Below are 12,636 nucleotides of genomic sequence, written 5' to 3'. Positions count from 1 at the left end.
GTAGGTCATCTTGCAAATGATGCGGAAATGGTGTTTTAGCGCGCTGATCTTGACAATCCTGTTGGTCGCCTGGAGCATTCCTGCTTCAGCAGAAAGCAACCCTACGTTTGGATTAAAAAGGATCGATGTCGACGGAAACGTTCAAGTAACCGTTCAAGCCGACGGTCTGAAGGACATGTACGCTTTTGACATGATCGTGACGTATAATTCGGACCGATTGTCTTTCGTTTCCGGTTCCACGAAGCTCGATGGCTTCACCGTTCAACCGATCGTCAAAGGGAGTACAATTGAATTCGCATATACGAAGGTAGGCAGCGTGCCGGGCTTTGACGGCAAGGCAGATCTAGTCACGTTTGAATTCAAGCGCGTGAAAAGCGGCGCTGCCGCACTGTCGCTAAGCGAGATCAAACTTGTGGATTCTGAATTGACGCTTCACAAATTGCAAGCTGTCGCAAGCGTCAACCTTTCGGACGAAAAGGTGAATTTTGCGGATATCAAAGGACACTGGGCCGAAGCTTCTATTCTTCAAGCTACGGAGCTTGGCATTGTAAACGGCTATGAAGACGGTACTTTTCGACCGAACCGTACCGTAACCAGAGAAGAATTTGCCGTTCTGCTTGCCAAAGCGCTCAAGCTGGCGGGCGAAGGCGAAGATCTTGTATTCGCGGACTTAAATGCATTGAGCGTATGGGCCAAACCATCGGTCTCGCTTGCTGTAAAAGCGGGAATTATTAACGGCTATTCGGACGGGACTTTCCGTCCAAAGGCCGAAATCACCCGAACGGAAATGGCGAAGATGATCGCCAAGGCGCTCAAGCTGTCAGATGCAGCGGATACGAATGCCGGCTTTGCGGATGACTCTATGATTCCGGCATGGGGCAAAGGGGCGGTATACGCTCTCAAAAATCTGGGAATCATCGGCGGCAAAGGTGCCAACCGATTCGACGCGAACGGGAAAACGACCCGGGCTGAAGCGGTAACGATCCTGCTGCGGATGCTGGAACAGCAGGGGCAATAACCTTGGGCCGACCTAGGAGCGTTATCGATCGCACTTTGTAATTGAAGCCATTGAACATAAGCAGCCCTGGTCCGGAGAAACATCGGACCAGGGCTGCTTATCGCTGTTGCAAGCTGATATGCCGGTCATGGCAATCGGCTTTTGTATTCGGTCGGCGTCATGCCGGTAGACTGCTTGAAAATTCGGCTGAAGTAGTACGGATCCGGATATCCGACTGCTTCGCCTATTTCTTTAATAGAAAGCCCCTTTTTCAATGACAGCAGTTGTTTGGCTTCGTTCATCCTTAACGACATGATGTATTTGGAGGGCGCTTCGCCGGTATACTTCAAAAAGATTTTGCTTAAGTGGGATGCATTTACGTTGAACTGACGGGCGATGTCCTCTAAGCTAAGCTCGAGCGAATAGTTGTTTTTAATAAAATCCGCCACGGTCTTAACGATCTCTTCGGCGGTATACTGACGTCCCGTGAGTAGGCTTGGCGACTTCAGAGCAGCCCTTTCGCTCTCGATCGTCATTTTCAACATGGACAGCAAGTTCTCTAGTTCCCGTATCTTCACCGGTTTGAGCAAGTAATCGATGACGTTCATTTTCAAGGCCTGTTGGGCATATTCGAATTCGCTGTAGCCGCTGATGACGATCTTCTTCACTGCGGGATAATCCCGTTCTACTGCCCGAATCAAGCCGATGCCGTCCAGTAAAGGCATGTGAATATCCGTGAACAGGAGATCGGGTACTCGCTCGCTCTTCATAAAGCGAAGGACGCTCTCGCCGTCGCTGGCGGACAGAACGACCTGAAATAAATCGTCCGTTCTTTGAATTTGATTGACGAGCGTGCGAAGCAGCAAAGGCTCGTCTTCCGCTACGATGACATGAATCGGGTTCAAAGGTTTCTCCACCTTTACTTCGAGTGTAAGGGACCGCCAATCGTGACGACAGCCCCTCGGTCCGGCAAGTTGCGAATTTGGAAATACATTTGGTTTCCATATTGCAGGTTCAATCGGATGTAAATATTGAGCAGTCCCATGCCGTGCAACTTCAGCGCGGGGAGCACCTGACTCCGCTCCATTTCCTCCACCTGCGCATAAAACCTCGTTAATTCTTGATCGTTGAAGCCGGGGCCGTTATCCGTGACTTCGATCAGCCAGCGCCGATCGGCAACGGTGCCGCGAATCGATATTTCCCAAGGCGGGCTCGTTTTGGTGCCGTACTTGATCGCATTCTCGACCAACGGTTGAATGATAATCTTGGGAATCTGGATCGATTGAATCGAAGCGGGCAGTACGATCGAGCAAGCCAGCATGTCTCCGTAGCGAAGCTTCATGCAATTTAAGTACATTTCGGTGTAGTTAATCTCGGTCTGTATATCGACCAAGGAGGATTCATCGGCTGAGATATATCTCATCATGTCGGATAGATTGTCGCACAGGGCGATGATTTGTTCATTCAATTGCTCGTAGGCCATGGCGCTAATCGTGGCCAGTGAATTATACAGAAAATGCGGGTTCATTTGCGATTGCAGCGCTGTCATTTTAGCTTGCATCTCATGTGTTCGAGAAAGGAGCAGTTGATCAAAAGATTCTTTGAGCCTGCCGTTCATTTTGACGAACGATGCATTCAATCGGTCCCATTCGTTCAGTCCGCTGTTGAGTTCGGCCGTGGTACCGGTTACGAGGGATTCCAGACTGATGGATTTGATCGTCTTGTTGAGCGAGCTTAAAGGACGAGTGATTCTCTTGGAGGCGACGAACGACAATACGATGAGAAAAATCAAGAGAATGAGCGTAGCCAAAATGGCGATTTTAGTAAATCTATTGAGCGGCGAAAGCAAGTTTTTGTTCGAGATCATGACTGCGATATTCCAGTTCGTCAGATCGGAATGCTTGATGGTGAGCAGGTCTTTATCGCTGGTTAGAGAATTTGAAATGAACGTAGGCTGGCCTGCAATCAAGCTGTCGGGCGGCAGGCGTAGAATCTGATCGACGATCTGCTTGTCTTGTTCCGTGTATTCGTATGGATAGACGATTTCGCCTTCATTCGTATAGATAAGAACTTGTTCAAGCGAAGGATTTTCCTTGGTTTGCCTGATGACGCCGCTGAACACTTTGCTGTAGCTCTGCCGCACCTCTACGATGCCCTTCGGCGCATTATACTTGTCGGAAAAATGACGAAGCAGGGAAACGGATACATTATTTTTCAAGCCAAGGACACCGTCGCCAGTCTTGGACAGGGTGATGACTTTCGTTCGTTTGTCTCTCTCCACGGCCGTGTACCAGGGCTGGTTTGCGACATCGGACTTTTTCTGGCTGTTGTCAAAGCCGACCCCGATTGAGATGCCGGAGAATAAATGCAAATATACTTGCTGGACCGGATAAGAAGGGCCGACAAGGGCCACAAGTATATCGTAAAGGGCGGTGTCCGTTTTATTGTAACGGCTGCCGCTTTGCTCCGAAGAGAGCGGATTCAAATTATCGGTGCCGGGCGTCTCATAGGCCGAGATTCGATCTGTAATGAGGTTGGAGTACAAGATGCTCACCGAGACGGAGTCCAGCTTCTGGATCTCCAGGTCCAACTGCGTCTGAAGCGTCGACGATAACTCGGATATGGAATTAAAAGCTTGGGTTTTCAGTAAGCCGGAGGACCAGACATAAAAAAGCGCAAACAGGATCGCGATGCCGATGACGATGATCGACGAGTAGGTAAGAAATAAGATCGAACGAATTGAACGAGGCTTGCGGATCAGCTTCATTAGATCTCCCATTCCTGTCGAATTCGTTGATTTTCCCATTCCCGTCGAATTCGTTTTTTTCATTCTCATCTGTATCCGGTGGCTTGTCAACCCTCGGAAAAAATGTACAAACAAACGCACAAACTTCTGCATGGAGAGGGTGGGAGCGCTTCATTTATAATGAGAAAGCAATCGATTGAATGCGTTTACAAATCAGATTCAAAAGGGGAATAGGCATGAAAAAAACAATGAGTCTTTTTCTGTTGACTGGACTGGCAGGAGGGCTGCTGAGCGGCTGCGGCAATTCTGGCGGAAATGCTTCGCCGCAAGCGTCAGGTTCGTCCGCGAGCGCCACGAGCCAGGCGAGCGAGGCGGCCAGCACCACGCCAGCGAAGAAAAACATAACGTTGTCATACCTGGCGAGCCAGGATTGGATCAAGGACCCGGAAATGAAGCTGGCCGAAAAGTTCGAGGAGCAGACAGGTATCCATATCGATTACCAGATCGTACCGTCGGATCAATACAGCAACGTGCTCAAGGCGAAGCTGGCCTCGGGCGAAGCGCCCGACATTTTCGGCGGGCAGAGCGGCAAGTTCGATCTGGGTCCGCTATACGACGTAGAGCACAACGCGGTCGACCTGTCGAACGAGGAATGGGTTAAAAGGGAAGACCCGCTCTTTATCGAGCAATCGTCCTGGAAATCCAAGGTCTATGCGCTCACCGTCTGGGACCCCAGCTCGAGCTGGATCATGGTGTACAACAAACCGATATTCGCTGAGCTCGGTCTGAGCGTTCCGAAAAGCTACGAGGAGTTCCTCAAAGCGTGCGAAGCGATCAAAGCTTCCGGCGTAACGCCGATTTACGAGCCCGTATCGGACGGCTGGCATCACACGCTCTGGTTTCCCGAGATCGGCGTACGATACGAGGAGCTCGACGCGGGACTTGCCGACAAGCTGATCAACAACAGCGAGAAATTCGAAAATGCTTCCGTACTCGAGCAGTCGCTTTCCCAATTTAGCGAATTGGTACAAAAGGGGTATTTCGGCGAATACGCATTCTCCAATACGTACGCTGACACGGAAAAGAACATGGCCGGCGGCAAATACGCCATGACGCTCTACAATATCGGACTTCCCGCTCAGATCGAGCAAGCGGTTCCGGGCAGCAAGGCTTCCGATTACGGCTTCTTCCCGATTCCGCTCATGGACAATCAGGATCTGAACGTCAATCCTGCCGCTCCAAGCAAGTTCATCTCCACCAGCTCCAAGCATGTTGAAGAAGCCAAGCAATACTTTGCATTTCTGACTGAGCAAGAAAATCTGCAGTACCTGCTCGATAACGAACCCAAGTTCACGACACTGAACTTCAAGGATATCACCCCCAAGTTCAACGATGAGCAAAAAGCGTTCTTCGATACGTACGGCAAGACGACCGGAACGGTCTATCAAACCGCAATCAATTATGTAAATCCGCAATGGATGGATATCGGCAAGGATATGGCGGCTATGATGAACAAACAAATGACGCCGAAGGATATCCTGAAAAACATCGACAAGCGGAGAGAACAGCAGGCGAAGACGGCCGGCGATTCGAACTGGAAGTAAGAACGAAGCGGCACGAACAGGCGGGGGCTCGACGGCGGAAGCCGGGATCGGCCCCTTTCTGCTTAAGGCCGCCCAAGAACGGGGACTGACTCATGACCAGACGAATGTATCCATTTTATTTTATTGCGATCGCCTTGGCGTTCTACGTCGTGTTTACCGTCGTTCCCAGCTTGATGGGCATCTATTTGTCGTTTACGGATTGGAACAGCTACGTCAAAACGATCCGCTTCATAGGACTGGATAATTACAGCACGATTTTCTCATCCGACGAGAACTACATGCATGGCATTCGGAATACGGTGGTCTTCACGGTGGCCACGATCGTCCTCAAGACGATCATCGGATTGCTGCTTGCCCTGATGGTGAACAAAGGAATCCGGCTAAAGAGCTTTCATCGCGTCATCCTTTTTATGCCCTCTGTGATTCCGATGCTCGTAGTCGGCATCATTTTCAAATCGATCTATGATCCGCAATACGGACTGATCAACGAGACACTGAGGGCGGTAGGATTGTCGTCTTGGACGCAGCATTGGCTGACGGACATTCAATGGGCGTTCAAATCCGTTATCGCGGTCGACGTCTGGAAAGGCGCGGGCTATATCATGGTCATCCTGCTGGCCGGCCTGCAGGCGATCTCCCACTCTTATTACGAAGCAGCGGATATCGACGGAGCCGGTGTCTGGAAAAAACTCCGTTATATTACCCTTCCTTTGCTGATGCCTTCCTTGACCGTGACGACAGTGCTCAATCTGTTATACGGCCTGAAAATATTCGATACGGTGTACGTCCTTACAAACGGAGGTCCCGGTTATGCGACCGACGTGGTCTATACGCAGGTATTCAGTCAGTTTTCTCTCGGAAGCTATGGCGTCGGCACGGCATTAATCACCGTTCTGTTTGTCATTATGACGATACTGGGCTTCTTTGCCATCAAGCTTATGTCAAGAGAGGAACAAGGCTGATATGAAAAACAAAAAGCTGCAAGCTGTGATCGCGAATACCGCGATAGGCGTGGTTAGCTTGATTGCGATCATTCCTATCTTGCTCATAGTCATCAATGCGTTCAAAACGGGGGCCGAATCCAGCTCCATGGGCTTTGCGCTTCCCAAAACGTTTCACTTCGACAATTTCTCGACGGTTATCGAGAAGGGCAAGCTGGGCCACTCGTTTCTGAACAGCTTCGCTTATTCGGGTATCTCTGCCCTCTTCTGTATCCTCTTTTCGTCGATGGCTGCCTTCGCGCTCTCTCGGAACAGATCGCGTCTCAATCGTCTGCTTTACTTCTTCCTGATTTTAGGTATCGCGTTGCCGCTCAATTACTTTACCTTGATTGACGTTATGAAATGGACGGAATTGATGAATACCAGGGCCGGAATCATCGTTCTGTACATGGTTACGCAGATTCCGTTCAGCGTTTTTATCCTGTTCGGATTTATCGGGGGCGTGCCGAAGGAGCTGGACGAAGCGGGCGTGATCGACGGATGCGGACCGGTCAGGCTCTATTTCTCCGTTATTTTCCCGGTGCTTCAGCCTGCTGCGGTTACGGTGTTCATTCTCGCGTTTCTCAACACTTGGAACGAATTTCTTCTCCCGCTTTATTATTTGAACAGTGCCCAAAAATGGCCGATGACGCTCGCTGTCTATAATTTCTTCGGACAGTTCCAGCAATCATGGAACCTGGTCAGCGCGGACATCATATTGACCATCCTGCCGGTTCTAATCGTGTACTTGTTAGGCCAACGGTTTATTATCGCGGGGATGACGAGCGGATCGGTCAAAGGCTAGAATAGCGCAGCCAAAAAGATGGTCGCGAGCACAGGAGGATACGATGAAGATATTACGTTATGAAGCGCAGCCAGGCGGACTGGTTCTGGAGACGTCGGAAGGCAGGATGAAACTCACGCCATATTCGAGCCGGACCATCCGCATTCAATATACAATGGAGACGGCATTCGGCGGCCAAGAGAGCATCATGATTATTCGTGGTCCGGATCCAGACCTATCGTATACGACCAAGGAAGAAAGCTATCATCTGATCTTCAGTACCGCGGACATCACGATTCGAATCGACAAGCAGACCGGCGCCTTCGCCTACTACGACACGAATGGAAGCCTGCTCGTGCAAGAACCGTCCCGCGGAGGCAAGACGCTCGTTCCGATCGAAGTTGTCAAAGCCGTATTCGACGACGATGTCAAGCTTGAAACCGGACAGGGTGCCGACGGATTGCGAGTCCGCGCGGATCATATCCGGAGAGAAGTCGACCGCAAAGCCTATCAAACGAGGCTTGCGTTCGACTGGGTGGACGGGGAAGCATTGTACGGACTGGGTTCGCATGAAGAAGGCATGTTCAACCTGCGCGGCCAGCACCAATATCTGTATCAGCAAAATATGAAAGCCGTCGTTCCCGTACTGGTGTCGACAGGCGGCTATGGCATCGTCGTGGACAGTTATTCCTTGATGAAGTTCCACGACGACGCGTTCGGTTCTTATCTATCCACCGATGTGGACGCGGAGATGGACTACTACTTCGTCTCCGGATCCGAGTTGGACGACGTCGTTCAAGGCATCCGTCATCTTACGGGCAAGGCGCCGATGCTGCCGAAGTGGGCTTACGGGTACGTGCAATCCAAGGAGCGTTATACGTCCCAGGACGAGTTGATCGAGACGGTACGCGAGTATCGTGCGCGCGGGCTGCCGCTCGATTGCATCGTCCTGGACTGGAAGTCTTGGACCGGCGAGCTGTGGGGGCAGAAGACGCTGGATCCGGAGCGATTCCCCGACCCGACGAAAATGATGGACGAGCTGCACCGGATAAACGCTCGCCTGATGGTGTCCATCTGGCCGATCATGAACCCGGACAGCGACAATCACAAGGAAATGGCCCGGCAGAATGGATTATTGGCCAATCAGGCGACATACGACGCGTTTCAGGAAAAGGCGCGGGAACTGTACTGGAAGCAGGCGAACGAGGGATTATTCGTCCACGGTATCGACGCCTGGTGGTGCGATTGTACGGAGCCGTTCGAAGCGGACTGGAAGGGAGCGGTCAAGCCCGAGCCGGAGGAACGGATGCTCATCAATACGGCCGAGGCCAAGTTGTATATCGATCCGCAATGGATCAACGCCTACTCCTTGCTCCACTCCCGCGGCATCTACGAAGGGCAGCGCAGGACAAGCGAGCGCAAGCGGGTTGTTAATTTGACCCGGTCCGCTTTTGCTGGCCAGCACCGGTACGGGACGATCACCTGGTCGGGCGATATTTCCGCCAACTGGGACACCTTGCGCAAGCAAATCCCGGACGGACTCAATTTCTGCGCTACGGGCTCTCCTTACTGGACATTGGACATCGGCGGGTTTTTCGTCCGCAACAAGCCCGACCAATGGTTCTGGAGCGGAGATTACGATGAAGGCATTGACGATCTGGGTTACCGCGAATTGTACGTTCGGTGGTTCCAGTACGGCACGTTTCTGCCCATGTTCCGTTCGCACGGCACGGATACGCCGCGCGAGATCTGGCGATTCGGCGAGCCGGGGGAGCCATTCTACGAAGCGCTGGCTTCGTTCCTGTCTCTTCGTTACCGCTTGTTGCCGTATATTTATTCTCTTGCCTTCCGTATCTATAAGGATGATTATACTTTGATGCGCGCACTGCCGTTCGATTTCAGGCACGATCCCCGTACCTACGATATCGGCGACCAGTACATGTTCGGTCCGGCTTTGCTGGTCAATCCTGTCACGGAGCCGATGTATTACGGCAGCGGATCGAAGCCGATCGATGGCCGGAGCAAAACGAGAAGTGTCTACCTGCCGAACGGCAGTCTGTGGTACGACTTCTGGGATGGTCGGGCATACGAGGGAGGCCAGGTCATCGAAGCTGAGGCGCCGCTGGCACGGATCCCGCTGTATGTTCGAGCCGGTTCTATTCTGCCTATCGGGGGCGAGATACGGCATGCCGAAGACGTATCGTCCGACGGCCGGTTAATTGTTCGCATCTACGCCGGACAGAGCGGTTCATTCGAACTCTACGAGGACGATGGCGACAGCTACGACTATGAAAAGGGTCACTATGCAAATACCCTTCTTCAGTGGGACGAAGCGCGCCGGACGTTTGCCGTAGGAGAGAGAAGGGGCACGCATTGCGGTCCAATAACCGACCGCGAAATTGTCGTCCAGCTGTTCGAGCCGTCTGTTCGGTCAGGGTCTTCTTCTGAGCCCGTCGTTCAATCGATCCGATATACGGGTATCGCAGCAGAAGTGGTTTTTTGAGCGTAACCAGTGTTCCGTCGTCCAGTTTTCTAGATGCTGCACTTGTTCAAAAAACGACCTTTCGGGGTCGTTTTTTCGATTGTGGCAAGCCCAGTTTGGTCGTCATCTTTAAGGTGAATGTCCCGAACGTGGGGCTGGCGAGCGCCTGCCGTAGCCAAGGGCAAGGGTCTGCCGAAACGCAGATTCCGAAGGACGGGGGCTAGCAGTTCCACCAACTTCGATCGTGACGGGCCGGGGCTGGAAAGTCTCAAGCAGAAACAACCGAGCCGTCTCGCAGCGCCGCCTCGCTCCGAAAGTCTCAAGCAAACATTCCTGCGATTTCGAATGGTCTTTCAGAACAATTCGTGTCCGCCAGGAACAACCATATGTGCCACGAAGCTCCCGCGCCCTATACCCAGCCCTTGTCCATCGCCTTGCAGATCACCTGCGCGAAGAGCGAGTTGGACCAGGCGAACCAGGGGCGGGTGAAGATCGCGGGATCGTTGCAATCAAAGCCCTCGTGCATGAAGCCCGTGTCGGCGTCTGTGGAGATGAGCACCTCGATGAGGTCCTTGACCTCCTGCTCATCCGTGCTGGTCAGCGCCTGCATGGACAGGGCCATATGCCAGACATAGCCGTCTTTGGTATGGGGGCTGCCGATGCCTTTGGCGTACTTTCCCTCGAAGTAGTAAGGGTTGTCGAAGCTGAGCGCGAACCGTCGCGTGTTCTGATAGACGGGGTCGTCCGCCGGGGCGTAGCCGAAGTACGGAATGGACATGAGGCCCGGCGTGCCTGCGTCGTCCATCAGGCAGTAGTTGCCGAAGCCGTCGGTCTCGTACGCGTAGATGCGACCGAAGCGCGGATGGTTGACGATGCCGTAAGCGCGGATGCCGAAGTCGATCTGCTCGCGCAGCTTCTGCGCACGCTCCGCGAGGCCCTCGTCCATATAAATCGTGCTAGCAATCTCGCGGATATGGCCGAGGATTACGACGGCGAACATATTGCCCGGCACGTTGTAGCCGAACAAGGACGCGTCGTCGCTCGGACGGAAGCCGGACCACGTCATGCCGGTGTAATTGACGGGCAGGCCGAGGCCTTCGTTCTGCATCGTCTCGGTCTCCTTAAAGCCGGGGCGCAGGAAGCGATAAGGCGATTTTTCCATATGCCGCTGCTCGGTGCGGATGACGCCTGTGATCGATACCAGTGCCTGATAGCACGCGTCGTCGAACACGTCCGTTTTGCCGGACGCCTGCCAGTAGTCGTACAGCAGCTGCACGGGGAAACAGAGGGAGTCCAGCTCGTACTTACGCTCCCACATCCAGGGGGTCATGTCGGACAGGTCGCCGTCGTTGTAGTGCTTGCCGCTGGCCGTTTCGTTAAACGCGTTCGTATAAGGGTCCTGATTAATGTAAAAAAGCTGGCGGCGAATGAGCCCGCCGATAATCCGCTGGAGCTCTTCGTCCTCGCGGACGAACGGCAGATAGTGGCGCACCTGCTCCACCGAGTCGCGGAGCCACATGGCCGGAATGTCGCCGGTGAAAACGAAGGTCGTGCCGTCGTCCAGCAGCTTGGTCGTCGTCTCGAGCGTATTGGGAAAGCAGTTGCGGAACATCCGCTGCAGCTTGGGACGGTGGGCGAGGCGCCGGTCGGCTTCGTCCAGAAAGTCGCGGATCGAAGCGGGCAGGGCGGATACGGACTGCGTCATGTTTATTTTCCTCCTTGGGGTCGCTGGGGGTCGGCCTACCGCCGAACGAATCATCAATCAGGTTGGCACACCTCGCGACACAGCGCAATATGTATCGTTTGCAGCGTTGAAAACGGTTAAAATTTTACACATTTCCGCCCCGGTCCGAATGATAGCGCGTACACGTCAAACCCTTGGGCCCCAAGGGTTTCCCCTCGTTTCACAATGACAATGCACATCTCACATATTTACGGTGCGCGCCTGCCTTCCCTACAATTCGAATTGTAATCGCTGCCACGCCGCTGCCTGCCGAGGGATGAATGCGCTCACAGGTTCCGCCTGGCGGTTCAGCAAGAAGGGAGGAGCAACGTGAAAGCACAAACGCAGCAAGTTCAAGCGATGGACGGCAGCCTGCCGCTGCCGACGAAGCTTGCCGAACGCGCGTCGCTCGGCAAACGGATCTGGCGCAACTGGGAGCTGTACCTGTTCGTCGCGCCGGCGCTGATCTACTTTATTTTATTTCATTACCTGCCGATGTACGGGATCCAGATCGCGTTCAAAAACTTCATGCCGGCCAAAGGCGTCATGGACAGTCCCTGGGTCGGATTCGCTCATTTTGAACGGTTTTTCCACTCGTATTATTTCTGGGATCTGATCTGGAACACGTTCGGCATCAGCTTGTATGCGCTTGCGGTCGGGTTCCCGCTGCCGATCATTCTGGCGCTGGCGTTCAACGAAGCGAAGAACGGGCTGTTCAAAAAATCGGTCCAGACCGTGACGTACGCGCCGCACTTCATCTCCGTCGTCGTCATGGCCGGGATGATCATTACGTTCCTGTCGCCGTCTTCGGGCATCATCATCAAAATATTGGAGTGGGTGGGCATCGACGCGCCGCAGTTCCTGACGGATCCGCGGTGGTTCAAGACGGTGTACGTCCTGTCCGAGGTGTGGCAAAGCGCAGGCTGGGGCACGATCATCTATCTGGCGGCGTTGGCGGGCGTCGACCCACAGCTGCATGAGGCCGCTATCGTAGACGGCGCGAGCCGGTTTAAGCGCGTCCTGCATATCAACCTGCCGACGATCGTCCCGACGATCACGATCATGCTCATCCTCAACATGGGCAATATCCTCGGCGTGGGCTTCGAGAAGATCCTGCTTCTGCAAAACTCGCTGAACATGGAGTCTTCCGACGTCATCTCCACGTTTGTTTACCGGACCGGCCTGGTCGACGCGCAGTACAGCTTCTCAACCGCGGTTGGCCTGTTCAACTCGGTCATCAACGCCATCCTGCTGATTCTCGTCAACCGCATCGCCAAGCGGACCAGCGAGACCAGTCTGTGGTAGAAGGGAGAAACGCGA

Annotated in this window: 9 protein-coding genes; 6 read left to right on the top strand and 3 right to left on the bottom strand. The window is 53.3% G+C overall.

Going from position 1 to position 12,636, the window contains the following annotated elements; all coding sequences use genetic code 11:
- Window positions 1-49: 49 nt before the first annotated feature.
- Window positions 50-1,018, top strand: coding sequence for an S-layer homology domain-containing protein (locus tag KB449_RS24315; protein WP_282910834.1), 969 nt, complete (start codon window positions 50-52; stop codon window positions 1,016-1,018).
- 125 nt (window positions 1,019-1,143) lie between these two features.
- Here KB449_RS24315 and KB449_RS24310 read toward each other — a convergent pair whose 3' ends face one another.
- Complete coding sequence (locus KB449_RS24310; protein ID WP_282910833.1) at window positions 1,144-1,902, bottom strand: response regulator transcription factor; 759 nt, start codon at window positions 1,900-1,902, stop codon at window positions 1,144-1,146.
- Between the two features lie 14 nt (window positions 1,903-1,916).
- Complete coding sequence (locus KB449_RS24305; RefSeq protein WP_282910832.1) at window positions 1,917-3,764, bottom strand: sensor histidine kinase; 1,848 nt, start codon at window positions 3,762-3,764, stop codon at window positions 1,917-1,919.
- Window positions 3,765-3,979: 215 nt separating this feature from the next.
- On the opposite strand from KB449_RS24305, the gene KB449_RS24300 reads away from it, so the two are divergent.
- The 4 genes from KB449_RS24300 to KB449_RS24285 all read left to right on the top strand — a co-directional run bounded on the left by KB449_RS24300 (window position 3,980) and on the right by KB449_RS24285 (window position 9,614).
- Window positions 3,980-5,347, top strand: a complete 1,368-nt coding sequence (locus KB449_RS24300) for an ABC transporter substrate-binding protein (RefSeq protein WP_282910831.1) — start codon at window positions 3,980-3,982, stop codon at window positions 5,345-5,347.
- Between the two features lie 92 nt (window positions 5,348-5,439).
- Window positions 5,440-6,309 carry a carbohydrate ABC transporter permease gene (locus tag KB449_RS24295; RefSeq protein WP_282910830.1) on the top strand — a complete coding sequence of 290 codons (870 nt, stop codon included), beginning with the start codon at window positions 5,440-5,442 and terminating at the stop codon, window positions 6,307-6,309.
- Window position 6,310: 1 nt separating this feature from the next.
- On the top strand, window positions 6,311-7,132 hold the full coding sequence (locus KB449_RS24290) for a carbohydrate ABC transporter permease (RefSeq protein WP_282910829.1): 822 nt from the start codon (window positions 6,311-6,313) through the stop codon (window positions 7,130-7,132).
- Between the two features lie 43 nt (window positions 7,133-7,175).
- A complete protein-coding gene (locus tag KB449_RS24285; RefSeq protein ID WP_282910828.1) occupies window positions 7,176-9,614 on the top strand; it encodes a glycoside hydrolase family 31 protein in 2,439 nt (812 codons plus the stop codon).
- Window positions 9,615-10,002: 388 nt separating this feature from the next.
- On the opposite strand, the gene KB449_RS24280 is transcribed toward KB449_RS24285, so the two are convergent.
- Window positions 10,003-11,298: a glycoside hydrolase family 125 protein gene (locus KB449_RS24280; protein WP_282910827.1), complete on the bottom strand. Its 1,296-nt coding sequence runs from the start codon at window positions 11,296-11,298 to the stop codon at window positions 10,003-10,005.
- Window positions 11,299-11,676: 378 nt separating this feature from the next.
- Here KB449_RS24280 and KB449_RS24275 point away from each other — a divergent pair, with 378 nt between their 5' ends.
- The gene (locus KB449_RS24275; protein WP_282912896.1) at window positions 11,677-12,621 is read left to right on the top strand and encodes an ABC transporter permease; all 945 of its coding nucleotides are present in this window, start codon (window positions 11,677-11,679) and stop codon (window positions 12,619-12,621) included.
- The last annotated feature ends 15 nt before the right edge of the window (window positions 12,622-12,636 follow it).

Origin of the sequence: Cohnella hashimotonis (assembly GCF_030014955.1) — a bacterium.
Lineage (GTDB): Bacteria > Bacillota > Bacilli > Paenibacillales > Paenibacillaceae > Cohnella > Cohnella hashimotonis.
Note: the sequence above shows the minus strand (reverse complement) of the source record. Positions and strands in the feature narration are given on the sequence as shown.